The organism is Saccharopolyspora sp. MMCC62 (assembly GCF_057736575.1).
Map to the genome: position 1 here is coordinate 847,805 of NZ_JBYKCM010000001.1, position 25,070 is coordinate 872,874.

General features: G+C 68.4%; 27 protein-coding genes and 1 CRISPR repeat array. Of the genes, 21 read left to right on the forward strand and 6 right to left on the reverse strand.

The window, feature by feature from the left end; all coding sequences use genetic code 11:
• The first annotated feature begins 235 nt into the window (after nt 1–235).
• Entirely contained in the window at nt 236–1,297 is a 1,062-nt protein-coding gene (locus AC29IT_RS03800; RefSeq protein ID WP_488217832.1) for a NucA/NucB deoxyribonuclease domain-containing protein, read from the forward strand.
• 37 nt (nt 1,298–1,334) lie between these two features.
• On the opposite strand, the gene AC29IT_RS03805 is transcribed toward AC29IT_RS03800, so the two are convergent.
• Nucleotides 1,335–1,910 carry a DUF6461 domain-containing protein gene (locus AC29IT_RS03805; RefSeq protein WP_488217833.1) on the reverse strand — a complete coding sequence of 192 codons (576 nt, stop codon included), beginning with the start codon at nt 1,908–1,910 and terminating at the stop codon, nt 1,335–1,337.
• Nucleotides 1,911–2,548: 638 nt separating this feature from the next.
• Nucleotides 2,549–3,188: a CRISPR direct-repeat array (repeat unit 29 nt; unit sequence CGGACCACCTCCACGTGCGTGGAGAGCAC).
• 174 nt (nt 3,189–3,362) lie between these two features.
• Between AC29IT_RS03805 and AC29IT_RS03810 the strand changes: the two genes are divergently transcribed.
• From AC29IT_RS03810 to AC29IT_RS03865, 12 genes are all read left to right on the forward strand, one after another.
• Nucleotides 3,363–3,611: a hypothetical protein gene (locus tag AC29IT_RS03810; protein WP_344926901.1), complete on the forward strand. Its 249-nt coding sequence runs from the start codon at nt 3,363–3,365 to the stop codon at nt 3,609–3,611.
• A complete protein-coding gene (locus AC29IT_RS03815) occupies nt 3,608–4,927 on the forward strand; it encodes an EsaB/YukD family protein (protein ID WP_488217834.1) in 1,320 nt (439 codons plus the stop codon). Before AC29IT_RS03810 ends, AC29IT_RS03815 begins: the two co-directional genes overlap by 4 nt.
• Nucleotides 4,928–5,288: 361 nt before the next feature.
• Complete coding sequence (locus tag AC29IT_RS03820) at nt 5,289–6,089, forward strand: MinD/ParA family ATP-binding protein (protein ID WP_488217835.1); 801 nt, start codon at nt 5,289–5,291, stop codon at nt 6,087–6,089.
• 43 nt (nt 6,090–6,132) lie between these two features.
• Nucleotides 6,133–10,026, forward strand: a complete 3,894-nt coding sequence (gene eccCa, locus AC29IT_RS03825; RefSeq protein WP_488217836.1) for a type VII secretion protein EccCa — start codon at nt 6,133–6,135, stop codon at nt 10,024–10,026.
• A 205-nt stretch (nt 10,027–10,231) separates the two neighbouring features.
• Nucleotides 10,232–10,564, forward strand: coding sequence for a hypothetical protein (locus AC29IT_RS03830; protein WP_344926892.1), 333 nt, complete (start codon nt 10,232–10,234; stop codon nt 10,562–10,564).
• A 17-nt stretch (nt 10,565–10,581) separates the two neighbouring features.
• Nucleotides 10,582–10,887 (forward strand): pore-forming ESAT-6 family protein, encoded by a 306-nt coding sequence (locus AC29IT_RS03835; protein ID WP_344926890.1) that lies wholly within the window; start codon nt 10,582–10,584, stop codon nt 10,885–10,887.
• A 44-nt stretch (nt 10,888–10,931) separates the two neighbouring features.
• Nucleotides 10,932–11,273, forward strand: a complete 342-nt coding sequence (locus AC29IT_RS03840; RefSeq protein ID WP_488217837.1) for a DUF6507 family protein — start codon at nt 10,932–10,934, stop codon at nt 11,271–11,273.
• Nucleotides 11,270–12,586, forward strand: coding sequence for a hypothetical protein (locus tag AC29IT_RS03845; protein ID WP_488217838.1), 1,317 nt, complete (start codon nt 11,270–11,272; stop codon nt 12,584–12,586). Before AC29IT_RS03840 ends, AC29IT_RS03845 begins: the two co-directional genes overlap by 4 nt.
• 30 nt (nt 12,587–12,616) lie before the next feature.
• Nucleotides 12,617–13,162, forward strand: coding sequence for an SMI1/KNR4 family protein (locus AC29IT_RS03850; RefSeq protein ID WP_488217839.1), 546 nt, complete (start codon nt 12,617–12,619; stop codon nt 13,160–13,162).
• Nucleotides 13,163–13,165: 3 nt separating this feature from the next.
• Complete coding sequence (locus AC29IT_RS03855) at nt 13,166–13,651, forward strand: hypothetical protein (protein WP_488217840.1); 486 nt, start codon at nt 13,166–13,168, stop codon at nt 13,649–13,651.
• Nucleotides 13,652–13,707: 56 nt separating this feature from the next.
• Nucleotides 13,708–14,124, forward strand: coding sequence for a DUF6392 family protein (locus AC29IT_RS03860; protein ID WP_488217841.1), 417 nt, complete (start codon nt 13,708–13,710; stop codon nt 14,122–14,124).
• Between the two features lie 84 nt (nt 14,125–14,208).
• Nucleotides 14,209–14,712: a suppressor of fused domain protein gene (locus tag AC29IT_RS03865; protein WP_488217842.1), complete on the forward strand. Its 504-nt coding sequence runs from the start codon at nt 14,209–14,211 to the stop codon at nt 14,710–14,712.
• A 952-nt stretch (nt 14,713–15,664) separates the two neighbouring features.
• Here AC29IT_RS03865 and AC29IT_RS03870 read toward each other — a convergent pair.
• The 5 genes from AC29IT_RS03870 to AC29IT_RS03890 form a co-directional block, all read right to left on the reverse strand.
• Nucleotides 15,665–15,844 carry a DUF397 domain-containing protein gene (locus tag AC29IT_RS03870; protein ID WP_488217843.1) on the reverse strand — a complete coding sequence of 60 codons (180 nt, stop codon included), beginning with the start codon at nt 15,842–15,844 and terminating at the stop codon, nt 15,665–15,667.
• Between the two features lie 36 nt (nt 15,845–15,880).
• Nucleotides 15,881–16,102 carry a DUF397 domain-containing protein gene (locus AC29IT_RS03875; RefSeq protein ID WP_488217844.1) on the reverse strand — a complete coding sequence of 74 codons (222 nt, stop codon included), beginning with the start codon at nt 16,100–16,102 and terminating at the stop codon, nt 15,881–15,883.
• 41 nt (nt 16,103–16,143) lie between these two features.
• A complete protein-coding gene (locus tag AC29IT_RS03880; RefSeq protein ID WP_488217845.1) occupies nt 16,144–16,488 on the reverse strand; it encodes a Scr1 family TA system antitoxin-like transcriptional regulator in 345 nt (114 codons plus the stop codon).
• A 388-nt stretch (nt 16,489–16,876) separates the two neighbouring features.
• Nucleotides 16,877–17,083 (reverse strand): DUF397 domain-containing protein, encoded by a 207-nt coding sequence (locus AC29IT_RS03885; protein WP_488217846.1) that lies wholly within the window; start codon nt 17,081–17,083, stop codon nt 16,877–16,879.
• A gap of 28 nt (nt 17,084–17,111) precedes the next feature.
• Entirely contained in the window at nt 17,112–17,975 is an 864-nt protein-coding gene (locus AC29IT_RS03890; RefSeq protein WP_488217847.1) for a helix-turn-helix domain-containing protein, read from the reverse strand.
• Nucleotides 17,976–18,247: 272 nt separating this feature from the next.
• Here AC29IT_RS03890 and AC29IT_RS03895 point away from each other — a divergent pair, with 272 nt between their 5' ends.
• The 8 genes from AC29IT_RS03895 (at nt 18,248) to AC29IT_RS03930 (ending at nt 24,990) form a co-directional block, all read left to right on the forward strand.
• Nucleotides 18,248–18,463: a hypothetical protein gene (locus AC29IT_RS03895; RefSeq protein ID WP_488217848.1), complete on the forward strand. Its 216-nt coding sequence runs from the start codon at nt 18,248–18,250 to the stop codon at nt 18,461–18,463.
• A gap of 443 nt (nt 18,464–18,906) precedes the next feature.
• Nucleotides 18,907–19,347, forward strand: coding sequence for a response regulator transcription factor (locus tag AC29IT_RS03900; protein WP_488217849.1), 441 nt, complete (start codon nt 18,907–18,909; stop codon nt 19,345–19,347).
• 24 nt (nt 19,348–19,371) lie between these two features.
• A complete protein-coding gene (locus AC29IT_RS03905; protein ID WP_358440991.1) occupies nt 19,372–19,809 on the forward strand; it encodes a response regulator transcription factor in 438 nt (145 codons plus the stop codon).
• On the forward strand, nt 19,806–20,927 hold the full coding sequence (locus AC29IT_RS03910; protein WP_488217850.1) for an NUDIX domain-containing protein: 1,122 nt from the start codon (nt 19,806–19,808) through the stop codon (nt 20,925–20,927). The genes AC29IT_RS03905 and AC29IT_RS03910 overlap by 4 nt, the downstream gene beginning before the upstream one ends.
• Nucleotides 20,928–21,091: 164 nt before the next feature.
• Nucleotides 21,092–21,730: a hypothetical protein gene (locus tag AC29IT_RS03915; RefSeq protein WP_488217851.1), complete on the forward strand. Its 639-nt coding sequence runs from the start codon at nt 21,092–21,094 to the stop codon at nt 21,728–21,730.
• Nucleotides 21,731–21,839: 109 nt separating this feature from the next.
• Nucleotides 21,840–22,424 carry a hypothetical protein gene (locus tag AC29IT_RS03920; protein WP_488217852.1) on the forward strand — a complete coding sequence of 195 codons (585 nt, stop codon included), beginning with the start codon at nt 21,840–21,842 and terminating at the stop codon, nt 22,422–22,424.
• Between the two features lie 34 nt (nt 22,425–22,458).
• A complete protein-coding gene (locus tag AC29IT_RS03925; protein WP_488217853.1) occupies nt 22,459–23,442 on the forward strand; it encodes a DUF4192 domain-containing protein in 984 nt (327 codons plus the stop codon).
• A gap of 66 nt (nt 23,443–23,508) precedes the next feature.
• Nucleotides 23,509–24,990 (forward strand): ParB/RepB/Spo0J family partition protein, encoded by a 1,482-nt coding sequence (locus AC29IT_RS03930; RefSeq protein ID WP_488217854.1) that lies wholly within the window; start codon nt 23,509–23,511, stop codon nt 24,988–24,990.
• The last annotated feature ends 80 nt before the right edge of the window (nt 24,991–25,070 follow it).

The following is a 25,070-nucleotide window of genomic DNA, read 5'->3' on the forward strand; positions in this document are numbered from 1 at the left end:
GAGATAGTTTTCGTTCAGTTTGAAAATTCTCCAGCGTCACATCGCGCGCTCCTCTTAGCCTGCCGGGGCAAGATCGCTTGCTATCCGAGGGGACGACGTGCGCCTGAGACGGTGTGCCGCTTCGTTAGCGGCCTTGACCTTGATCGTAGTTGGATTCGGAGAATCCCCCGCATTCGCAGCACGGACCGACGTCACGAGCGCTCCATCAGGAGCCGAGAACTCGTACCGGCTCGAGGTGGCGTTCGACGAACCTGCCGCCCCGGGCGGTCGTGCCGCACAAGTAGACGCGCAAGACCTGGTGTGCGCGGGCTTTCCCGATGGTCAGTGGCAGATCGACCGGTTCCGCGGGTGCTGGCATGCCGGACTGACCTACACGGCGCGAGACATCCGCACCGGTGCTCCGGTCGGCTCCGCCCATGTGACGATCACCCAGGACTTCCAGCTCGCGAACAACCGGACCACGTGGGTGGAGACGGACACGCTTCGCATGGACAGCGCGAACGACGTGGTCGCCGCCGGCCTGTCCGCGACGTGGACCGCGGGCTGCAGCTCGAACTGCCAAGCCACTCAGCCGGCCCCCTTCGCTCCCGGAACGTGGTTGAGCCCGGGTCAGACGCTGACCGGCACGACCGAGTTCTCCAATCCGCAGGCTCGCGGCGGCATCGACCACTTCGCGCCTGGTTACACCTTGGAACTGCTCTCCCCCGGTTCCATCGGCGATGCCCCTGCCGTGTGGGCGACCCCGCAGTTGCGGTGTGACGCCCAGGTGGGACGCAGCGCCGGGTGCGTCGTCACCGACGCGATCCCCACCTACGAGGTCAACAGCTCGACCAACCCGGTCGGCGCGTTCGGCATCCGCTGGGCTCAGGAGAACCTGGCAGGCCACCCTGGTGTTCCCGGCGGGGAACCACTGCACCGCTTGGCGAATCGCAGCCAGCAGAGCAAGAACCGCAACACCGTCTGCGGTACCGGCTGGACGCCGGATCTCCTCACCGTTCCCACCGACAGCTGCGACGAATATCCCTTCGCGGCCACCCGGGAAGGCGGGAGCATGCCTGGGCCTGACTGCGCCGAGCTGAAACCGCACGTCAACCTCCTGTCCCTTCCCTTCGAAGTCCAAACAGGACCCGACGGTGCACCGATCGCCGACCTGGTTCACGCGCCCGCACCCGAGACGACCTGCGCACGAGTCCACGTCCCGTTGACGCAGAACACGTACATCGGTGGCGATCTCGGACGGTTCGTCACCGCCCAGCGGATCGTCGACAACGGTCCCTACTGGGTTTCGGCAGCCTGACCGCCCGGGTGAGGGCAGCGGCCCGGCGCCACTGCCCTCACCTCGGTGAGCTGACCAGCCCGGTCTGCAGCCGAGCGTCGAACATCATCTCCTCGGTCAGCTCCACGCCGCACACCTCCCGAGCGAGCGCCATGGTCGCCGCACGCACGGACTCGGCGATCTCGCCCGCGACGAGACCCACGTCGGCCATTTCCGCCAAGAACCGATCCGGCTCACTACCAAACCGATTCGCGGGAATCGAGGTCTCCACGACCGTCGTCACCTGGCCGTTCTCCGCGAAGTAGAACAAGTCCATTCCCGACGCCGACGAGAACACGCACACCACCCGGGTGCCCGTCGACAACGCGGGCAGGGTCGCTTCGTTCACTCCGGCGTTCGCATCGTGCTCGACGAGCGCGGTCCACCCACCGCACCGACCGGCCCGCACCACCGCGGCGCCACCGGAATCTCCCGCGAGCTCGTCAGCTTCGGCCGCGGACGACGCGGGGTAAGTGTCCGCCTCCGCACCGATCCGCCGAAGCGCCTCACCCGGGTCGACAGCCTCGACGAACGAGACGCTGTAGCCGACGATCGAATCATCGTCCAACCAGCCGAAGTCATCAGCAGACGTCATGATCGGACCCTAACCGCATTCCGGCGTACATGGCATCGACATCAGCCACGACGATGCGCAATGGCGCGTTGCACCTCCCGGTCACCGGTTCCGATGCGCTCCCACCGAGAACGGTCTGCATGAGCTCGATCCGGAACGCATCGGCCGGAACAAGCTTCGGCCGCGCGAGATCGCCGACCAACGCAGTCCAGTTCGCCCATGGTTGGGCAATGACGAACGAGACGGGCTTCGCCAGTGTCCTTGCGCGGCGCTGCAACCTCGTCCCTGGTCAAGCGAGCGTTGCGAGCGGCATCCGTCGACTCGACGAAGCTGACGCCTCACGAGGTGGCTCGACGACCGGAGTCATCAACGCTGCGGTTGCCCCGCAGCGACATCCGGCCGCCGAGCCGTTCGGGGTGCTGGTCAGTACGGCAATGCCGTACTAGCCGGCACCAGCCCGTGAACCAGGACTAAGGATCACGTAGACCACGATCCGCATGGTCTTGCACCATTCATCGCAGCAGCATCCATGCCGGAACACGCGCGTCTCCTTTGCGCAGTCGGCCCGTAGATGGTCGGAAGAGCAGTGGCTTGATTGACCAACTGTTCCGAACGCGTGGAGAGCACAGGCGTTTGACGAACGCGGCGAACTCCGGCGCCGGACCACTTCCACGCGTGCGGAGAGCACCACGAGCGGACGACGTAGCCGCGAAGCGCGGCCGGACCACCTCCACGCGTGTGGAGAGCACGCCCCACACGCAGTAGCTGCTGCCGGTGGCGGCGGACCACCTCCACGTGCGTGGAGAGCACTCGTTCTCCTGCCGCTTACGGATCTGGTCGACCGGACCACCTCCACGTGCGTGGAGAGCACAGCGCGTACACGGAGGCCCGGTTGCCGGCGTCCGGACCACCTCCACGTGCGTGGAGAGCACAATCGGGTCAGCGATCGCACCCAGCGGGGCACCGGACCACCTCCACGTGCGTGGAGAGCACCTGCAGCGCTGGCGGCTGATCGACCGCCGGAACGGACCACCTCCACGTGCGTGGAGAGCACCGCCACTGCGTCGCATCGCCGATCTTGACCATCGGACCACCTCCACGTGCGTGGAGAGCACCGGAGCGGAGCGAGATAAGCAAAAAAGGGGGACCGGACCACCTCCACGTGCGTGGAGAGCACTTCGCGGCCATGATCGTGGTGAACCCGGCCTCCGGACCACCTCCACGTGCGTGGAGAGCACGCCCGGAACGAGACCGTGCTCGTCTTTTTCCCCGGACCACCTCCACGTGCGTGGAGAGCACCTTCGCGAGCTGGGGTTTTAGGAACGCTGTTGCGCGTTTGGGAAGGGGCGCATGTCGGGACGGTAGCGCACTGGCGTGTGCGGGGAGGCGGGCTGCGGAGATCGCTCGCGAGGTCCGCGACCGTTTCGCCGGTCCTTCCCCGTCGGCGGGGTGCTGCTGGGTAGCATCCCGGAAGTGGCACGGGAGTATGACGCTCAGCTTCTGGAGTCGGTCGCGGTTCGGCGTGGTCGGCTGCGCGAGTCGTTGCTGTGGGGGCAGGCGCATCGCCGGTTGGGGATGGTCGACAACCTGAAGCGGTTCGCGGTCGGTGTCGTCGTCGCGGCGGTGGGATGCGCGGGCTGCGTCGGGTGGGCGTTCTTGGAGAACGTGCTGACCCAGCAGCAGGTGCGCCAGCAGAGCACGGTCGGCCAGGTGTTGAGGTGACGGGGCCGTCGGCTGCCGGGACGCTCACCCGGCTCACGCTCGCTGCCCCGTGGCGCCGGGTCGATCTGGTGCTGCCCGCGGAGACGCCGTTGGGCGAGTTGTTGCCCGAGATCGTGCGCATCCTCGGTTTCCCGACGCCGCCGACGCCGGAGTCGTACCGGTTGTCGCTGGTCGACGGCCGGGTCGTCGAACTCACCGAGAGCCTGCGCTCGGCCGGGATTCCGGACGGGGCGCTGGTGCGGGTCGACCGGGTCAGCGATGCTCCGATGCCGGCCGTGGTCCACGACGTGACCGAGGAGGTCGCCGACGATCTGGAGCGGCGCCCCGGCAGGTGGGGCGACGGTGCTCGGCGGTGGGTGGCGACGGCGGTGATCGCCGCGACGGCCGCGTGGGCCGGGTTCCTCGCGGTGGCGGCCGTCCCGCCGGTGGCGTTGCTCGTCGTCGGGCTCGTGCTGCTGGCCGCGGGAACGGGTGCCGCGCTGGCGGGCGCGCGGGTGGTCGGCACCGCGGTGCTGGCGGCGGGCGCTTCGGTCGCTGCGATGTCGGTGCCGTTCTGGCTGGCGGAGCCGCCGCAGCGCTGGTCGGCGTGGATGCTGATCGTCGCGGTGCTGGTCCTGGCCGCCGGGGTGGCGAACTCGCGGTTCCGCTCGTCGGCGACCGGCGCGGGTGTACTGCTCGGGATGCTGCTGCTGTGGGTGGTTCCGCTCGTGTCGGGTCTTGACGTGGTGGGGACGGCGACGGTGGCGGGGATCGTGTCGACCGTCCTGCTCGGCCTGCTGCCTCGGCTCGCTCTGGTGACCTCGGGGCTGACCCGTCTGGACGATGTGCGGGCGGGTGAGCAGCCGGTCGCCCGGACGTCGGTGCGCGCCGCGCTGGACTCGGCGCATCGCGGGCTCGCGCTCGCGGTGGTGTTCACCGCGGCGTCGGCCGCGCTGGCCGGGTGGCACCTCGCGCACGCGGCGAACGGATGGGCCATCGCGTTGGCGTGCCTGCTCGGCATCACGACCTTCGCGCGCGTGCGGGCCTGCCCGTTGACGGTCGAGGTGATCAGCCTGGTCACCGCTGCCCTGGTGATCGTGGGCGGTTTGGTGCGTCATTGGTCGCTGGTGTCGCCGTCCCAGTGGTGGGGCGGGGTGCTCGTGGCGCTCGCCCTGTCCGGTGCGGGACTCGTGGCGCTCGCCTACCGCCCGGCCGCGCACACGCGGGCGCGCGCTCGACAGGTCGTGGACCGGGTCGAAGGCGTGGCGGTGGTGGCGATGGTGCCGGTGGCCGTCGGGGTGTTCGGGCTGTACCAGGACCTCTTGCAACTGTTCTGACCTAGGAAGGCCTTCAGTGTCCACAGCGGATCGCGAGCCCGGCGGGCAGCCGGGCCCTCCTGCGGCGCGCCCGTGGAGCGGCGGAGCAACCGACCGGCCACCTTGGGAGCAGAACGCCGAACCGTCGGCGACGCAGCGCATCTCGGTGAACCAGGGTCCACCGCCCCGGCAGGCTCCTGGCGCGGGCCAGCAGCCAGGTCCGACGCACCCGCAAGCGTTCGCGCCGGGCCAGCAGGTCACCCGGCCGACGGCAGGCGGGCCTCCCGCGCCCGCTGCTCCCCCTCCGGCACAGCCTCCGGGCGATCTGGTCGGGAGCGTCGCGCACGGCGATCCGCTGCCGCGCCGGGTCGCTCGCACCGTCGTGCGCGCGTTCTCCAGCACGAAGCAGCCGCGCGAGCTGGCGGAGATCCTCACCGCGGTGCAGGCGCCGGTGACCACGGGCCGCCGGATCGCGGTGACCTCGGTGCGCGGTGGTGCGGGCAAGACGGCGGTGGCGGCGCTGGTCGGTTCGGTGCTCGCCGCCCGGCGCGCCGATCCGGTGCTGGCCGTGGACGCCGAACCCGAGTTCGGTTCGTTGCCGTGGCGGCTCGGCGTCGAATCCGCGATGACCTTGCCGGGGGTCGCTCCCGCGCTGATGACCGCCAGCGGGCAGAACCTCACCAGCCTGGAGCAGCTGCTCCCGCGCACCGCCGCAGGCCTGTGGGTGGTGCCCGGTGGCGCGGGGCAGCGGCCACAGCTGGTGCGCGACCTGACCCGGGCGTTGTCGCGGTTGTTCGCGGTCTCGGTCCTGGACTGCACGACCGGGATGGCCGCTCCCGCGAACAACGCGGTGCTGGCCGATGCGCACGCGGTGATCGTGGTCGTTCCCGCGACACCGGACGGGGTGCGCACCACCGCCGACGCGCTCGCGCGCCTGGCCCCCGGCGCGCTGCAGCACCTGGTGATCGCGCTCAACGCGCAGCACCCGCACGGGCGGGACGCCCTGCGGCACGCCCCGGCTCGCGCCGCGTTCGAACGGCTCGGGCTGCCGGTGGTGTCGGTGCCGCACGACCGGCACGTGGCGTCCGGGGCACCGATCAACCCGGGCAGGTTCGCCGAGCCGACGCTCACCGAGGCGTCCCGGCTCGCCGCGTGGGCGCTGCACCGGGCGCGGCAGTGGTGAGGGGCGGATCGCGACCCGATCGCCGGTACGACGAGGAGACGCAGTGACGACCCGCCTGGTCCACCGACCTGCACGCACGGTGCGCCCGATCGAAGACCAGGCGCCGCTCGACCTGGATCCGCCGCCGCTGCTGCCGGAGGGCAAGACGGCCGCCGGGGTGCAGGCGCTGCTGCCGATGGCCGGTGCCGCCGCGGCGATGGTCATGATGATGTTCTTCCGCAGCGGGTTCGCCGCACTCGGCGCGGTGGTCATGCTCGTCTCGGTGTGCGCGGCGGGGATCTTCTACTTCACCCAGCGCGGGCAGGCGACCCGCAAGCGGCGGCAGCAGCGGGAGCGCTACCTCGACCACCTCGAACAGCTGCGGGAGGACCTGCGGGAGTGGGAGAAGACCTTCCAGTCCCGGGCGTCGGTGCCCGACCCGCCGGTGGGCAGCCTGCTCGACCTCGTGCACGACCCGGCGCGGTTGTGGGAGCGGCGCCGCCGCGACCGCGACTTCCTGCTGCTGCGCATCGGCAGCGGGCACCGGCAGGTGCGCGAGCTGCGGATGCGCGTCGAAGGCACCCCGGTCAACCCGACCGACCCGTTCATGCTGGCCGAAGCCGAAGCGCTGCGCCGCAGGTTCGGCGCGGTCCCCGACCTGCCGCTGCGGGTGGACCTGGACCGCGCCGGTGACGTCTCGTTGATCGGGCAGCACCGGGAGGACGTCCTGGGCGCAGCTCGGGCGCTGCTGCTGCAGCTGGCGGCCACGCACGCACCCGACGACGTCACGATCGCGGTGATCACCCCGCCGGAGCGGGAACCCGAGTGGGGCTGGGTGCGCTGGCTCCCGCACGCGCTGGACCGCGACAACATCGGTGCGGCCGGGCCGCAGCCGTTGTTCGCGCCGGACGCCGCAGCGCTGGCCGCGCTGCTGTCCGACGATCTCGCCGACCGCGCCACCCGTGCCGCGCAGGCACTCCGCCACGGCGCGCGGGCATCCGAAGCGACGACCCGCTCGCGGCTCGTGGTGATCGACGACGCGTTCGGCGGTATCGCGCACGTCCTGCCGACACCGGACCAGGGCGTCGGCCTGGACCTGCTCGGCGTCACGGTGCTGCACCTGCTCTCCGACCGGCTGCACGAGCCCGGCGAGATCTCCAGCCGGGTGACCATCGGCGAACAGGTGACCGTCGAACAGCTCTCCCCCGCCGTCACCGTCAGCGGCACCTTCGAACCGGCTTCGCACGCGTTCGCCCTGGGGTTGGCCCGCGAGCTCGCGCCGCTGCGGTTGTCGGCGGACTCCTACGACGACGGCTCGGGCATGCCGCCCGCGGACTTCCTGGCGCTGCTGCGCATCGACGATCCCGCGCGCCTGGACCTCGCGCGGATGTGGGCGCGGCGGGGCGACCGGGACTTCCTGCGCATCCCGATCGGGGTGAGCACGCTCGGTGCCCCCGCCCTGCTGGACCTGAAGGAACCGGCCCGGTTCGGGATGGGGCCGCACGGCCTGTGCGTCGGGGCGACCGGCACGGGCAAGAGCGAGCTGCTGCGCACGCTGGTCCTCGCACTGGTCGCGACCCATCCGCCGGACCAGCTCGGCTTGGTGCTGGTCGACTACAAGGGCGGTGCGACCTTCGCCCCGTTCGAGAAACTCCCGCACACCGCCGGGCTGATCACCAACCTGGAGTCCGATTCCTCCCTGGTGGAGCGGATGTACTCCAGCCTCGAAGGCGAGATCGATCGCAGGCAGGAGCTGCTCGCCGACGCCGGCATGAGCGTCGACCTCGACGACTACGAGCAGTACCGCGCCGCCCACGGCGAACCGCCCGAGCTGCCCCCGTTGCCGCACCTGTTCGTGGTGATCGACGAGTTCGGCGAGCTGATGACCGCCAAACCCGAGTTCATCGAGCTGTTCCTGCGCATCGGCCGCATCGGCCGGTCCGGCGGTGTGCACCTGCTGCTGTCAAGCCAGCGCATCGAAGGCGGCAAGCTGCGCGGCCTGGACACCTACCTGGCCTACCGGTTGGGGTTGCGGACGTTGTCGGAGATGGAGAGCCGGACGGTGCTCGACACCCCGGACGCCTTCCACCTGCCACCGGTGCCCGGCGCCGGTTACCTCAAGGTCGACACCAGCGTGTACGACCAGTTCAAGTCCGCCTACGTCTGCGGGCCGGTGGCCGAACCGGCACGCGACGAACCCGCCGACACCGCACTACCGCGGGTGCACGCGCTGCCCCGCTACGGCTCCTCCGGCGGCGAGGAGCACGCCGAGGAGCCGAAGGCGACGCGGCGCACGGTGGGCCCGACGCTGCTGTCGACCATCGTCGGGCAGCTCGAAGGCGCCGCCGAACCGGTCCGGCCGGTGTGGCTGCCACCGATGCCCGCCGCGATCTCCCTCGACGCGGCCGCCGGTGGCTACGACCGCACCGACCAAGGGCTGCGGCTGCGCAACACCGGCGACGGCGGGCTGCCCGTCCCGCTGGGTCTGCTGGACGATCCGGCGCACCAGTGGCAGGGAACGTGGACGGTGGACCTGTCGGTGGCGGGCGGGAACCTGATGGTCCTGGGCGGTCCCGGCGCGGGCAAGACCACCGCGCTGCGCACCCTCGCCCTCGGCCTGGCGGGCGCGCACCGGCCCGTCGACGTCGGCATCTACGGCATCGACCTGCTCGGCAGCGGCATGCGCGCGCTCGCCGACCTGCCGCACGTCGGTGGCGTCGCCGCCCGCGACGACCGGGAGCGGATCCGGCGCACCGTCGACGAAGTCCACGCGATGCTCGCCCAGCGGGAGAAGCTGTTCCAGCGCAGGCAGATCGACGACATCGCCCAGCTGCGCGGCGTCCGGTCCGAGCTGCCCTGCACCGACGTCGTGCTGCTGATCGACGGCTACGGGCAGCTCGCCAGCGACTTCGAGGCGATCGAAGCCCGGGTGCACGACCTGCTCGCCCGGGGAGGCCGCTACGGCATCCACGTCGTCGCCACCGCCCGCCGGTGGAACGAGGTGCGCGGCGCGCAGCAGGCCACGTTCGGCAACCGCATCGAACTGCGGCTCAACGACGCCGCCGAGTCGAGCATCGAGGGCAAGCTGGCCCGCGGCATCGGCCCGAAGCAGCTGGGCAGGGCGTTGACCACCGACAAGCTCTACGCCCAAGTCGCACTCCCGCACCTGTCCGAGAGTTCCGGCCTGCCGGACGCGGCGGCGCTGGTGCGCGACAGCTGGACCGGGCCGGTGCCGCCGCCGGTGCGCGTGCTGCCCGCGGTGCTCGACCCGCGGGAACTGCCCGCCACCGCACCCGGGACCATCGCGTTCGGCCGCTTCGAGCACGACTTCGAGCCCGCCGCGCTGGACCTGTTCGGCCGGGACCAGCACTTCGTGGCCCTCGGCGACACGGGCACCGGCAAGACGAACCTGCTCCGGCTGGTCACCACGACCTTGCTGCGGCAGCACTCCGAGGACGAGATCGTGTTCGCCGTGTTCGACCCCCGCCACGCGCTGGCGGAACTCGTTCCCGAGTCCCACCTGGGCGGCTACGCCGCGAACCACGCGCTGGCCAACGGCCTCGCCATGTCGGTCGCCAAGGAGCTGTCGCACCGGCACGCGAACGGGAACTCGAACGGCCCGAAGATCGTGCTGGTCGTCGACGACTACGACGTCCTCGCCGCCTCCGGCAACCAGCCGCTGGCCCCGTTCGTGCCCTACCTGGCTTCCGGCCGCGAACTCGGGCTGCACGTGGTGCTGACCCGGCGGGTGATGGGTGCCGCGCGCGGGCTGTTCGAACCGTTCGTGCTGGGCGTGCGGGAGTCCGGCTGCTTGAGCCTGCTGATGTCCGGGGACCGTTCCGAAGGCCAGCTGTTCCCCGGCGTCCGGCCCGCGACGCTGCCGCCGGGCCGCGGCATGTTCCTCCGCCCCGGCGACGCGCCGCGCGTGGTGCAGACCGCGATGCTCGAGGAAACGTGACGCGCCATTTGATCTTGCGTGAACTCGTTGATCACGACTGGATCACGAGGAGGTAGTCCGAATGCCCGAAACAGCGTGCGCAGCGATAACCCAACGCGTACCGGCGATCGGGTGTGCTGATTTCGACGGTTCGGCCCACAGGTGCCGATCGGACCTTTACGATCTGCTCTGGAAACGTCCGGGTCGAGCACTGGTGAGGTGTGACGTGAAGTTCGACATGGGGTCGTCGACGCTGTCGACGTTGACCAAGCAGACGCAGGGTTCCAGCGACGATCTGGGCACGCTGATCCGGCAGCTGATCGCCGCGGCCGAACCGCTGGAGGGCAAGTTCAACGGCGCGGGCCGTGCGGCGTTCGACGGATTCAAAGCGCGCGCCGACGAGATCACCGCCGAACTGAACGGGTCGCTCAACGCGATCCTCGGCGGGCAGTCCGGCATGGACACCTCCTTCGTGCAGGGCGACACCGAGATGGCCGACAACGCCACCTCCACGCAGGCCGGTGCCAACTTCGACGCGGCCCGCTTCGGCGCCCGCTGACCTGGGGAGCAGAGATCATGACGATGGATCGGCGCAGTTTCGACACTGGCACCTCGCAGGCCGTGCAGGGCGACCTCCAAGGGATCGTCGGGCGCCTGGAAGCGGTCATCGGCCAGCGCGACCAAGCGGTCGCCGCGGCGATGGCGGACTTCCAGGCCGACGGGGTCTCCGACGACTACCACCACGTCGAGCAGCGGTGGAAGTCCGCGGCCACCGAGGTCCGCCAGATCATCCAGCTCGTCAAGCAGACCATGACGCAGAACGACGACTCCGCGGGCAACGCCCTGTCCCGCGCCCGTTCCGCCGTGCAAGGCATCGGCTGATCATCGGTACAGCTCTCAGCTCGACGCGGTAGAGGAGTCGATCGGTGCAGTGGGACATCCACCCCGAGCAGGTGCGGGGTGTGCTGGGTCGGACGGCGAGCACGGCGGCCGAATTCGACGGGCACGTCGAGACGATGCTCTCGGACATGGAAGGCGCCGCCGGGCAGGCGAGCTCGGGGATCATCGGCGACGCACTCGTGGGTTTCGCCGAAGCCACCGGCCGCGATCTGCGATTCGTGTACTCCCGCGTCGAATCGGCGATCGGCGGGGCGACCACGGCGGTGAACGCCTACCTGCAAGGTGATCACGAAATGGTCCTCAACGCCCAACGCGGCGTCGCCAACGCCCCGGACCCGCGGGCGCAGATGCCGGGAGGCCACCGGTGATCAACCCGGGTGCCATCCCGCAGATCCCCGGCGACATGGGCGCCCTGTCCGCGCACGCCGCAGGAGTGGGCACCGCAGGCACGGGCATCGCCGACACCGGTTCCGACGTGCACGCGAACTGGCAGGCGCTGGCGCCCGCCTACACCGCCCCGGAATCCGGCCAGCTGCTGCAGGCCACCGCGCCCGTCGCGCAGGTCGCCGGGAACATCGGCCGCGACGTGGAACAGGTCTCCGGCGCGCTGAAGGCCTACGCCGACGAGGTCCGCCCCATCCAGCAACGCCTGCGGGACCTGAAAGCCCAAGCCGAACAGCTCGTCGCCGACATCCACAGCTACGAGAACCAGAAACCCAGCAACTCCGAACTCGCCGCCAGCGCCAAGACCGGCATCGTCCCCGACAAGGACTGGACCGACGACGGAGACCTCGTCGACCGCGACGCCCACATCATGAGCGCCGTCAACCAGGCCGTCGCCGACTGGATGGCCGCGCAACGCCGCTGCGCCAACACCATCACCGCCCTCTACGGCGGCACCCACTACACCGCGGACAACGCCGACGGCCACCAGACCGCAGGCGAGTACGGCTACACCGCCGACCAGCTCACCGCAGCCGCCGGCAGCGACGAAGGGCTCCCCTGGGGCAAGACCGAGGACACCAGCAACCCGCTCTCCGACATCGGGCACTTCGTCCTCGACCTCGGCGGCCTCATCCCCGGCATCGGCGAACTCGCCGACGGCGCCAACGCCTCCTGGTACGCCGCCGAAGGCGACTACACCAACGCCGGACTCTCCGCAGCCGCGATGATCCCGTTCGCCGGCTGGGGAGCCACCGGCGGCAAACTCCTCGGCAAGGGCGCGAAGGAGATAAAGGCAGCCTCGGAGATTTCTGAAGAGTCCGCCGAAGTGACAGCGAAGAACGTCGGCGACCAAGTCGGTGACGGACCCGTGGTGTTCAGAGGGCGCAGCCATTGGACTGCTGACGAACACGAACAGCTGCGCAAATACGTCGAGGCGAGCGAGAAAGCCCGCAAAGAAGGACACCTTGCGGAAAATGGCCGCGTTTCCACCCAAGGCGAGTTGCGGGCCGAGGCGAACCGGGCAGCAATGGCGGAGCGTTTGCGGGCGAAGAAGGCAGGCGAACCGTACCAAGGCCAGGCCGGACATGTCCCGGACACGACTTGGACCGGGCGACCGGAGGGGTACGAGTGGCACGATCAGACCAGCAGAGTCAATGCCTCCTTGGGTGCACAAGCACGCCAGTATCCCGAAGGGTATCGACCTAGCGAATTTCAAGTAGGCGAACCACGTGATTGACCGAGACTTTGACATGATAGGACGATGCCAATGAACAGTGCCGCAAGCGAGCTCCCCCAGGACTGGGCAGAGCTGATCGGACATTCAGCGACGCTGCGCAGCCGCTTGGCTGATGTAGATCCAGAGCTGAGCCCGATGACCATTCCTAAGCTCGCTGCAACCGAAAACGATCTTGCCGATGCCGAGCGCCGCCTTGGCAGGCAACTCGACGACCAGCACCGGGCGCTCTTGATGCACGGCAACGGTTGGCCGTGGTTCTTCACCTACACAGACCTGCTCGGTGCGGATGATCTCGGCGCGGGTCCGTTGTGGGAAAAGGGTCAGCAACTTCTAGACTTGTACTTCACCGAAGCTCCGACGCCCGAGAGCTTTCCGCTTCGCGAAGACCTGCTTCCGGTGGCCGTCGGCGAGGACGTAACGGACGTATTCGCCCTGTGGACCACGGGTCCCCGCACCCAGCTGGGCCGTCCCATCATTTGGCTCGCAGGTGAAGAGGTCGACCGCTGGCCCAACATGCACGAATGGCTCCTCTCAGTGAATCAATACCTTACCAACGATCTGGCCAAATTCAGCTAAACCATGCACTACCTGGCCTACAGTGAAACTTATAGCTCTCTCGCGAAGAAGCCGACCGGCCCGCTCAGCGAAGAGCAGGCACGGCAGCGCAACTCTTCAGGCGAGCCGTTCACCGTCACACTCGGCGACCCGTCCTCGCCCGACGCGGCCATCGAGGTCGATTGGGAAAACGATCACATCGGAGTTTGGTTCTACGACGACCAGGTGCGCCCTACGGTCAACTTTTCGTTCAGCCCTAAAAAAGATCGCCTTTTCCTTGAGTCGATCACGAACTGGAAATACCCAGAAGGCGCTTCCTTGATGAGTCAGGCAAATCTGATCGAAGAGGTCAGTTACACGACCGCAGGTATCATTCGACACCAAATCGAAGACAAGGAAGCCGGACAACGCACGGTTCGCGACCTGTCCGACGTCGACGTGACCCAAAACTGGGAACCCGTCCCCGAGTTCGGAAATTGGGGTTCGCTCGCCCGATTTGATCGCGAATGACGAGCGCACCGAACCACGGCCAGAATCACCTGGCCGTCACGGGAGAAGTTGTCGTGATGCTGAACGCACTGGGACGCCACCAGGGCGATGATCAAATTCTCGACGCAATCGCCCTAGTTGGACCTGACATGGAAATCGAGGAGCTCAACTTCGGTGGCGAGAGATCAACACACTTTATCTTCAAACCGTGCGGAACAGATCTTATTTTCGAAGATGACATCTTGGTTTCAGTCATGATGCGCACGCAGCCGGACAATCGAGATGGGACCTACGGTCTCTATCCCCGACCGGTGAAACTGATCAACGGACTCCCCGCTGCCGCGACCCGCGCAGAGGTAGCAGCATTCCTGGGCACACCGGAGCGCGTCGGGAACAGTTTCGATCGATATGAATCAAACGGGCGATACCTCCACTTCGAGTTCGATTCCGATGAACAAACGGCGATGATCTCTACGCTTCTTGAGGCAGTCTAAATGACTGCTTCGGGCCGTAAGGCCACCAGCGAGTCCCGTTGTTTGGCCAAGACGGCAGCTCAAGCGTTCGGCGGGACCGCTAGCGTGCACAGGTACTACGACGAGGACGAATCGCACTCTATCGGCATTCTTCAGTGCGAGGATGCACCGCAGGAAGGTTTCCGCACTTACAGCACCGTGGGCGCGCACGAAAGCTCGAACTTCATCGACGAGGCAGATGTCCGAGTCGAACTCGCCGGGGTGGCTCCGGCTGATCTGACGCTGTTCCCCAACCTCCTGGCCACCGCTGCTTTCCAGCTGATCAAGGAAGGCTGGCTGGCCGCACCGGGAGTGGTATTTCCCGGAGTGGTCAAGCAATTCAATCTGTCGGAAACCTTGGAGCACGTCCTGTGGGTGGAGCCGTTCCCATGGGGGGACCTTGGGTCCGTCGAAGCATCCCAACAGATCACCGCTCACTGGCTACTGGCGATCCCGATCTCCGAATCCGAGCGGAAATTTTTGCAACAAGAAGGTTACTTTGCGCTCGAAGCGCTTTTCAAGCAGCACGAGATTGCTTATTACGACCTCGCGCGCGACCCAGTAGTTTAACCACCCCGTGATCAGCCACACCTCGGACGGGCCACCCCTACTTGTGTGGCGGGCACACCCGCACTCCAGCCCTGGTGAACATTAGCGTCGGATCACCTGCACCCGCGTGGAGAGCACTGAGCGGCGCGCACCACCGAGTGCCCGTTGCTCGAAACACCTCCACTCGTGCGGAGAGCACTTGGGCGCGGCAATCGTCCTCTCCAACATGACCGGAACACCTCCACGCGTGTGGAGAGCACCTGGGCGCACGACCGCGGCGTGCACGCGCCGAACGGAACACCTCCACATGCGTGGAGAGCACACCACCAGCGCCCGGCCGCCCGCCACGAACGCCGGAACACCTCCACGTGCGTGGAGAGCACCCCGGCCCGATGCCTGCCGCGCTGTTCGGGGACGGAACACCTCCACGTGCATGGAGAGCACAAGGTCATTGACGCCGATCTGACCCCGGATGACGGAACACCTCCACGTGCGTGGAGAGCACAGGTGCACCACGCCGCCCGAGATGATGTGTCGCGGAACACCTCCACGTGCGTGGAGAGCACTGTACCTCCCGCGCGGCTCGAAGTTCCCGGCCGGAACACCTCCACGTGCGTGGAGAGCACTTGATGGCGAGCGCCATGTCGTCGAACGAGACCGGAACACCTCCACGTGCGCGGAGAGCACGAGTAGGAACCGCTCCCGCAGGCGCGAAAGCGCGGAACACCTCCACGTGCGTGGAGAGCACCTGGTCGTGATCGTCAGCGTCGGCTCCAGCGGCGGAACACCTCCACGTGCGTGGAGAGCACCGACGCGCTGGCCCGTGCAGCGGATTCCGCAGCGGAACACCTCCACGTGCGTGGAGAGCACCCTTTGCGAACTGGGGTTTTAGGAGGGGCGCTGCACGTTTTGAGCGAGGGTCATGTTGGGACGGGATCGAACCTTGCTCGGTGACTTCGTTGCCAAGAGCCGTTCAGGGGAAAGCCGTCGAGCGACGCGAGCCGACTTCGCGGCCCAGCTGCGCGACGTGATCACTTCGCCTGGCCGCCGGGCGAGCCGAACTCGGCTGGGCTGCGATCTCGACGCAGTTGCCGGTGTTACCGGTGTAGCTGGATACGCGCCACGACAGCTGTCGCAGCTCGATGCTGGTCATGGCGGCGACCTCCACGATGTTCGTCGTGTTGAACCGTCAGCGTTCCGAGGAACGTCCCACTAAGTCGATGAAGGCGGCCCACCGCACGGCAGAGACCCCCAGCACCGGACCTTCCCCGTGTTCCTTGCTGTCGCGGACCTGCACGAGATCGGCACCGAAGCGCACCTCGACACACTGGTTGCCGTTCGGGTGGCTGTAGGAGCTCTTGAACCAGACTCCCCGAGTGCGGCGGGCAGCGTCTGCGTCGGTCGGAGTCATCTCTGCTGCAATCCTTCAACGTCGGTGCTCGGACGGACGAACTACAGCTCGTCCGCGAAGTCGAGCAGCAACCGGCGCGTCTGCTCCGGGCCGACCGCGGCAGCTTTCTGCTGCTCCCACAGCGCCAGGGACTGCGCCGCTCGCTTGCTGTCATCCACGTACGAACCAGCGTCATGGTGTTCGAGGTAAACGATACTGACCGGAGGCTTCGCGTCGTACCCGAAGATGCTGTAGTCGTGGCCTTGGCCCATGTAGTAGCCGACTCCGAACGGCACTACCTGGATCTCGACGTTCGGCCGATCAAGCTCCTCGATGGGCCGGTTGACCTGCTCTCTCATGATCTCGGCGCTTCCTGCGGTACACGCGCGTGGAGATTCACCTCCCACTGATCCTCGCAGGGCTCATCCATGCCGGAACACCTCCACGCGTGTGGAGAGCACCCGCCACCGAACTCGCCCGCGCACTGCGCGCCCGGAACACCTCCACGCGTGTGAAGAGCACCCTTGCAGTAGGTCTTGAGCTGGGTCTCCGACCGGAACACCTCCACGCGTGTGGAGAGCACCCTTTGCGAGCTGGGTTTTTAGGCGGGGCGTTGCACGTTTTGGGAGGACATCATGTTGGGGGTCGGAACCTTCCTCGGTGACTTCGTCGCCAACAGCCGCTCAGGGGTAGGTCATCGAGCGACGCGAGCCGGCTTCGCGGCCCAGTTGCGCGACGTGATCACTTCGCCCGTCTGCTGCCGCCCGGCGGGAAGGGCCGAACTCGACTGGGCTGCTACTCGGCCAGGGCGCCTTGTTGGATGCGGGCGAGGAACGTCGTCCATGCGGAGGCGCCCAGGACGAGCACGCCGCCGTCGCGGTCCTTGGTGTCGCGGACCGCGCGTGCTCCGGCCGGCAGGGCTGCGACCTCGACGCAGTTGCCGGTGTTGCCGGAGTAGCTGGACACGCGCCACGACAACTGTCGCAGCTCAGTGCTGGTCATGGCAGCGACCTCTCACAATGCTCTCGCCCTATCCGTACTGGGCCTTCACCTTACCGATCAACTCCAACGACTCGTCCGGCGTGAGAGCGGCGTTACGCAGACGCCGATAGGCGTTCGCGTGAGCCTCGATGACGGCAGCTTCCTCGGGGTAGTTGGCACCGGCGACGTCTTCGACGTAGACCACGGCACCAGTCGACTCAAGCTGAAGCATCACGAAGGCGCTCTTCGCGATGAACGCTCCATCCGTCCCAGCCGCCGTCTTCGGGCGGAACGGCAAGATGTGAAGATCCAGGTTCGGCAGTCCGGCCAACTCCTCGAGGAGCTCCAGCTGCTTCTTCATCACCTGGTCGGCACCGAGAACTCGATGCAGAGTCGCCTCATGCAGGATCGCGTCCACGTGCGGAGCGTCCTCCTTGATGAGCACGTCACGCCTTCGAAGCCGGACTTCAACCTGCCGGTCTAGCTCCTGACGTGACGCGAACGGATAACCAGCGGTCAGCACGGCACGCGCGTAGTCCTCGCTCTGCAAAATCCCAGCGATGACCTCGTTCTCGTAGATCGTGAGCGCGGTCGCCTCCGACTCCAGGACCAGGAAGCGGCGGAACCAGTCAGGCACGTTGTCCCGGTACGTACCGCGACGGCGTGGCGTGGGGACTGCAGCCAGACGGAGCGCTTCCGCGGCTTGTGAATCGTCGGCGCCGTAGAGCTCGAGCAGCTTGCCGACCTCGTCGGACTTGATGCTCTGCTTGCCGTTCTCCATCTTCGAGATCTTCGCCGTGGAGCAACCCAGGTGTTCGGCAGCCGCCGCTGCGGTCAGGTGCTCCGCCTCGCGTAGACGGCGGAGCAGGATTCCGAGCTGGATCAGCACGACCTGCGGGTCCTTCGTGGACACGATCATCTCCTCCTGCCCGAGCATGGCGAGGCTTGAACCGGACCTCACCCTTCCAGGGTATCGTTTACTCGAAACTTTCGCGTTAGTGTCGCGTTGTCAGTCGCTGCTAGGTGCACGCTATACCACCGTCCGAAGTCGTAGTTGAACGCTTCGGAGTCGCGACACGTCACGTCCACGGAGATCCCGACGCTTCGACCGCAGCGGAAGAGACGGAGCTGTTCATGCCTTCACCACCGACTTCCTCGGAATCACACCCTCCGTACGCCGGTGAGGTGGTCGAGCAGGCGCACGCCGTTGAGCGCCGTCTCCTCGAACTCGTGGCTGCGCTGGAAGAGTCGTCCGTGGTGACCGCGGAGGACTGCACGCGGCTCGCGGCGTCGCTGCGCGGTTTCGCGAAGCGCCTCGACCGCTTCGGCGGGCTCTGCCCCACCTCTCCCCCGAGCTGCGCGACGACGCGCACCCGGGTGTTCCCCGGCCAGCGGCGCTGACCCGAACTCCTCGGACCGGACGGACCCCGACCGCCGGTTCGAGGTGCACCGGCACCTGACCTCCCCTTCGGCAGGTGCCGGGAGCCGGCCGCGTGACGTGCTCCCCCGAGCGTCACCGGCCAGCCCGGCCGCACGACCCCCTTCCCGATCGTGCGGCCGGGCCCGGCTGCCCACGCGCGGCCCTTCCCAGCGGATCAGCGCGCAGCGCTCCGCGTCCCCGAACAGGACTTTCGCCCGATGACCACTCGCACCTACGGACTCCCCTGCGCCTGGCACTACGAACCCGTCCGCGGGATCACGCTGCGCTGGGGACGGCCCGACGGCCACTTCACCGTCCACAACGGTGATCAGCGCGGCAAGCGCGATGACCACGCGTTGATCGACACCGTGCGCGTCAGCAAGCCCTGGCAGAACGACACCGACGTCGCCGTCAAAGCACGCGAATGGGCACGCGCCAACCCGCGGAACGGAGCACGACCATGCCCCCCACACCCACACACCCCGACCGGATCACCACGCTGAAGCTGCACGCCGCACTCACGCCCGCCGAACTCGACGTGGCGCGGCTGGTCTCGTGCGGACTCACCAACAGCGCCATCGCCACCCGCATCTACCGCAGCCAGGACACCGTCAAGTGCCACATCCGACACCTGCTGCGCAAAACCGGCGCCACCACCCGGTCCGGCCTGGTGATCTGGATGTACGAAAGCGGCCACGTCGTGCCCGGCCAGCCCGGTTTCCCTGACCACGCCCGACGCCCGGCCAGTCCTCCCCCGCTGGGTTCCGCAGCCGAGCGCAACCGCGTCGCCTTCCGCCTGCACCGCACGATCACCGCCGCCCGCGCCGACGTCGATGCCGCGCTCACCCGCCTCGGCACGCTCTGAACCCACGACCGGAAGGAGAAGCCCATGCTCGAATCGCCCGATCGCACCGAACGGCTCGATCTCGACGCCGTGCTCTCGCGCACCGATCTCGTTCTCGCCCGACTGATCAGCCGCGGATGGACCAACGCGGAGATCGCCGCCCACCTGCAACGCAGCTGCGCCGGAATCCGATCCCAGGCCAGCACCCTGCTGCGCCGCACCGGAGCCCGCTCGCGAACCCAGCTCGTGGTCTGGATGTACGAAACAGGGCACGTCATCCCCGGCGTCGCCGCCAACCCGGACGCTCCCCAGTCCCCGCAACCAGACGCGGGAAAGGTGCTCTACCCGGAGCAGACCACCGCGATGAGCGTTCCCGCCCTGCGCAGGAAGCTCATCACCGCCCGCAACGACCTCGCCGCACTCGCCCGGTTCCTGGAACAACCCGCGAACCACCGCCCCGGACACCGGAGGCCGCAGAGATGACCGCCCGCCACCACGGGATCCGGCTGGTCTCCTTCAGCATCGGCGCCCTCGCCGCCACCAGCGGTCCGACGCTCCCCGCCGCCCTGACAGCGGCATCACCCCACGACGAAGCCACCGTCGCCGACGTCCTGCGCCGCACGCTCTACCCCCGGGCCGGCACCACACCACAACTGGTCGCCCAACTCGCCGCGGAACTCGCGCTTCCCGCGCGGAAAGTGCGCTGCCTCCTGCACTCACCACGGCCCCTGATGCTCGCACCGACCGCGCGAGCACTGCTCGCCGGACTGCGCGACGCCCACCCGGAACTCCGGCTCGCCGTGAGCACGAACCTCGCCGCCGCCGACACCGGCCACGCCGACCTCATCCGCGCCGAACTCGGCCCACTGCTCGACACCACCCACTTCTCCCACCGCACCGGACACGCCAACGGTAACGGGCCGCAAGCATTCGAAAACCTCGCCCACCACCACGACATCGACGTCACCAACATCGTCCACATCGGACCGGACGAACGAGAGGACTCCCACGCACCGCTCCTCGCCGGTGCCCGCGCCCTGCTGGTTCGCCCCGACCACCAGCGAATCCCCCGCGTCGCCGACACCGACCGCTACCGCACCGCCGCGGACCTCTCCCGCGCCGTCACCGAAATCCACCGCTGGATCCCGGAAAGCCACCCCCGACCCACCCTCCCGGTCCGCGCCTCCGCGATGATCCGCGACGCCGCAGGACGACTCCTGCTCGTCCGCGGACCCGACGACACACGGTTCAGCTTCCCCGGCGGCCGCTGCCACCCCTACGGACGCGAAACACCACCCGAGGCGATGACCCGCGAAATCCACGAAGAACTTCGCCTCACCGCCACCGCCGGGAAACTCCTGTGGGCAGGCACCTCCCACGCCGAATCATCAACCGGCGAGAACAAGGTCCACTTCCTCTTCGAAGCCCACCTCACCGGCACCACCACACCCGACCCCGACCCCACCGAAGTCGCCGAACACCGATGGGCCAGCAACAACGAAGCCCTCCACCTGCTCCACCCCGCCGAAGCCGACCGCCTCACCCGCATCACCGGCGGCAAACACCACGGCTGGCAACGACGAAGCCATCCTCGGAGATGACCGCATCGACCCACCTGTGCCTCGTGTCGTGCGGCCGCTCCAGACGAGCGCTGATCTTCCCGGAACCGAGCGGTGAAGCCTTCGGCGCCGGGTCCCGATGGACGGTTCGATTTCGAGCGAAAAGGGCAGGTGAGGTCATGTTGTCGGTTGTTCCCTCGCGGTACTTGGCACAGCGGATCGCTCGTGCGGATGAGACCGCCGAGCACGCGGCCGACCAGCTCTACCGGCTGCGGATGCTGGAGGTGTCCCAGCTCGTCCGCGGCGTGCTTCCGGAAGCTGACGCCTTGGTCGTCGCCGTTCGTCGCACGGGCACCGAGGTGTGCTGCGCCCTGGCCGAGGACGAACGCCGGCTCTGGTCTTCCGGTGACGACGCACCGGTCTCCGAAGATCCCGATTCGGCGCCTTGGGCCGAGGTGCTCGAACACATCCAGTACGCGTTGACGTCCGCGCTCGGCGTCCGGTCGCCGCAGGATCTCTGGCGACGGGACGAGTCCGCCAACGACCGGTTCCACATCGATCTGCACAGCGACGAGGAGATCGCCGCCGCCACTTCCGTCGTACCTGGAGCGTTCGGGGCGAAGCTGTGCGCGGAAGGCGGCGATCCACTGTGGCTGGTCGAGCCGACATCCGCTCCCGCGATGACCGTCGGTGGGGTGCACATCGCGGCACGCATCAGCAAGGACGGTCACCTGTTGATCGACGTCAGTCGTGAACGGGCGGGCAAGCGCTACCGAAGACCCGGGACCGAGGTCCGGATCGATGTCCGCGTCGACGGGATGAACGCGTTCCCCGCGGCCGGCTGACGAGCACTCCCCGCTCCGTCACCGGCTCCTCGACCACCAACGAGCCATCCGCATGCCGTTTCAACCGACGCCTGTCTCCGGACGGGCGTCTTTTTCATGGGAGGTGAACATGGCGGCGAAACCGTCGCTCACGCTGCACGGTTCGATCTCAGCCGTGCTCGGCACCATCGGCCACGACGTCGCGGGGCTGTTCGAGATCATGGAATGGGCGGAGGAGGAGATCGAGGCGGCCCGCCAGCGGCACGTCGTCGACTCCGACACCCTCTGGCACTCGTTCACGCTGCTCGTTCCCCGGCACGAGTTGATGTCCACCGAGTTCGTGTACCGCTCGCACGCCGTCGAGATCTTGGACCGCGTCGCGGCCGGGCAGGACACGCGACCGGCGACCGCGGCCGAGACGTGCTGCGTGCTGGCCGAGGCCAGCCAGGTCACCCCGTTGAACTCGGTCGCCGCGGGCTTGTACTGCCGGATGTGGCAGCGCGCCTTCCCAGCGCAGCCGCTGTTCTGGGACACCCACGCCGCGCACGAAGCCCTCGAAGGCGCGCGGATCGACGAGCTCGAGGCGACCACCCGTCGCAAAGCCGCCAGTCCGGACCGGGCGCTCGGCGAGATCGTCTGCACGGGACAGCACCACGGCACGCCCGTGGACTGCACCTACGCCCCCGGGCACGGGCACCTCGACCTCGCGAGCTGAACACCCCCTTCCACACGCAGAAAGGCTTTCCACCATGGAGAAATCACAACTGGTCCTCCCGGGAACCGACGCGATCGTCAGCGAGATCCCGAACCTGCTCGGCTTCGTCCCTGCCGAGTCCCTGGTGCTGATCGGGTTCACCGACCTCGGAACCCGCTCGGCGCTCGAGTTCACCCTGCGTATCGACCTGCCCGCCCCGGAGCACCGTTCGGCCGCGGCGCGCTACCTGCTCGACTTCACCGCGGCCAGGCAGATCGACGCCGCTATCGCGGTCGTAGTCGGCGGTGACCGCAGCGAGCAGCGGGAGCTGATCACCGAGATCGGCACCGAGTTCGATGCGAACCAGATCGCCCTGCATACGCTCTGGACCATTGCCCTGCACGCCGGGGAGAGCTGGTACTGCTACCAGGACTGTGGATGCCACGGTGCGGTGTACGACACCAGCGGATCCCAGCTGGCCGCGATGGTGGCCGTCCAAGGGTTCCGCCGCTGGGGCAGCCGGGAGGAGATGGTGGCGTCGGTCGCCCCCGTCCCGGACGAGGACCGGCAGGAGGTTGCCGACGGTCTGCGAGCGTGGCGCACGCTCCCCGAAAGCGCGTTCGGCTCGCTGCATGACGCCGCCGCTCCGGTGCTCACCGCCTTGGAGAAGCTCCGCGGCGGCGAAGCGTTGAGCACGGATCAGGCCGTGGCAGCGCTCGGTGCGCTGAGCTACCCGCTCGTGCGGGACATGATGCTCGCACGCCGGGAGCCGGGTGCTGAGCAGCTTTGGACGCTCCTGCTCCGATACGCGCCGGACGCGGAGATCGAGGCACCCGCGGTGTTGCTGGCGACCGCTGCACACCTCAACGGCGACGGCGCGATGGCCGGTATCGCACTGGACCGCGCCCGTGAGGCCGCTGCTCCCCGGGAACCCGGCGACCTCGTGTGCATGCTCGACCAGATGCTCTTGCACGAGCCCGCGCGCCTTCGCGAGATCCTCGACGGCCTCGCCGGTGACCCGAGTCTCCGCCTGGACTGACCGGATCCCACCTCCACCACGCACCCCGCTCGGGGTGCTTTTTTGTTGTTCTGAAAGGAGAACACCGTGACCACCACCGAACCCGAAGCGCAGGACTCTGCCGACGCCGAGGTATCCGAGGCCCAGCTCCTGCGGGTGGACCCGAACGAACTGATCATCGGCGTCAACGTCCGCGCGAACGCGGTGCTGGGCTCGGGGTTCGTCGCCGACATCAAGCGCCGCGGTGTCCGGGAACCCGTCACCGTCGTCCGTCGAGGTGACGGTGCACTCGTCGTGCGCAAGGGGCAGCGGCGAGTTCTTGCGGCCATCAAGGCCGAGCGCGCTAGCGTGCCCGCGCTGCTGCTCGACGAGGCCGAGGACACCGACGCGAAGTCCCGGATCGCCAGGGTCATCGATCAGCTGGGTGAGAACGAACACCGCGAGCAGATCACCGACCGCGATGAGCTCGCCGCCACCCAAGAGCTGCTCGACCTCGGCCTGACCGCGCGGCAGATCGCGCGTGAGCGTTCGATCCCGCGCAAGCGGGTCGAAGGAACGGTCGTCGTCGCGCGCAGCGACGCCGCCCGCCACGCCGTCCTCGACACCGGCATGGACCTCCTCCAGGCCGCCGCTCTCGCCGAGTTCGACGGCGACGAGGAAGCGATGGCCGAACTGCGCACCACCGCCGCCGAACAACCCCACCAGCTCGACCACGTCGCTCAGCGCTGGCGGGACCAGCGTGCCGAGGACGCCGCGTTGGCCGCACGCAGCGCCGAACTCGCCGAGCAGGGCGTCACCGTCATCGAGCGGCCCTACCTCTACCCCGACGGACCGCGCCGGCTCAGCACGCTGCGTCCGACGCCCGAATCCGAACCCGGCGCCGAAGTCGACCCCGACCAGCACCGCCACTGCCCGGGGCACGCGGTGTTCCTGGACTACTCCCGAGCCACCGGTCAGGTCCACGACGTCGGAGTCTGCTCGGACTTCCGCGCCCACGGGCACGCCGAGCGCCTCGCACCCGCAGGGCAGGCCACCAGCGCACCGAGCAACGGCGCTGCGCTGACCGAGCGGGAGCGCGCCGCGAAGACGGCCTACCGGCGCACCGTGATCGCCCACGGCAAAGCGTGGGACTCGGCCACCACGTTGCGCCGGGACTGGCTGCGCACGTTCGCCGCCCGGCGCACAGCGCCGAAGGACGCGCCGGTGTGGTCCGCGCAGGTCTGGGGCAGCGGTGCGCACTGCTTGCGCAAGGCCCTGGAGAGCGGCCACGCACTCGCGGGCGAACTGCTCGGGCTCGCCGGTGGCCCCTCCGAGATCGCGCGTGCGGCCGAGAACGCCACGCCGGGGCGCGCCACGGTGATCCTGACGGTGCTCGCGCTGGCCGCGATCGAAGCGAGCACCGACCGCCGCCGCACCTGGGAACGGCCCGACGAACTCCAGCGCCTCTACTTCGCGCAGATCCAGCAGTGGGGTTACGAACCCGCCGACGTGGAAGCCCTCGTCACCGCCGAGGACGCGGCGAGCACGGGCGATACCGAGGACGCCACCGAACTCGGCGAAGCCGCCTGAACCACGTCCACCTGGCCGGCCCCGCTCCCTGCGGAGGCCGGCCAGGTGCCGACCGAGGAAGGAAAGGTCCTCGTGCTGCA

What these genes read in the sequence shown, in the direction of transcription:
- AC29IT_RS03870 (WP_488217843.1), bottom strand. Translation starts at nt 15,844, where the DNA reads ATGACCAGCATCGAGCTGCGACAGCTGTCGTGGCGCGTATCCAGCTAC.
- AC29IT_RS03925 (WP_488217853.1), top strand. Translation starts at nt 22,459, where the DNA reads ATGGAGAAATCACAACTGGTCCTCCCGGGAACCGACGCGATCGTCAGC.
- AC29IT_RS03900 (WP_488217849.1), top strand. Translation starts at nt 18,907, where the DNA reads ATGGGCACGCGCCAACCCGCGGAACGGAGCACGACCATGCCCCCCACA.
- AC29IT_RS03855 (WP_488217840.1), top strand. Translation starts at nt 13,166, where the DNA reads ATGCACTACCTGGCCTACAGTGAAACTTATAGCTCTCTCGCGAAGAAG.
- AC29IT_RS03805 (WP_488217833.1), bottom strand. Translation starts at nt 1,910, where the DNA reads ATGACGTCTGCTGATGACTTCGGCTGGTTGGACGATGATTCGATCGTC.
- AC29IT_RS03885 (WP_488217846.1), bottom strand. Translation starts at nt 17,083, where the DNA reads ATGACCAGCACTGAGCTGCGACAGTTGTCGTGGCGCGTGTCCAGCTAC.
- AC29IT_RS03910 (WP_488217850.1), top strand. Translation starts at nt 19,806, where the DNA reads ATGACCGCCCGCCACCACGGGATCCGGCTGGTCTCCTTCAGCATCGGC.
- AC29IT_RS03905 (WP_358440991.1), top strand. Translation starts at nt 19,372, where the DNA reads ATGCTCGAATCGCCCGATCGCACCGAACGGCTCGATCTCGACGCCGTG.
- AC29IT_RS03875 (WP_488217844.1), bottom strand. Translation starts at nt 16,102, where the DNA reads ATGACTCCGACCGACGCAGACGCTGCCCGCCGCACTCGGGGAGTCTGG.
- AC29IT_RS03835 (WP_344926890.1), top strand. Translation starts at nt 10,582, where the DNA reads ATGACGATGGATCGGCGCAGTTTCGACACTGGCACCTCGCAGGCCGTG.
- AC29IT_RS03920 (WP_488217852.1), top strand. Translation starts at nt 21,840, where the DNA reads ATGGCGGCGAAACCGTCGCTCACGCTGCACGGTTCGATCTCAGCCGTG.
- AC29IT_RS03850 (WP_488217839.1), top strand. Translation starts at nt 12,617, where the DNA reads ATGAACAGTGCCGCAAGCGAGCTCCCCCAGGACTGGGCAGAGCTGATC.
- AC29IT_RS03860 (WP_488217841.1), top strand. Translation starts at nt 13,708, where the DNA reads ATGCTGAACGCACTGGGACGCCACCAGGGCGATGATCAAATTCTCGAC.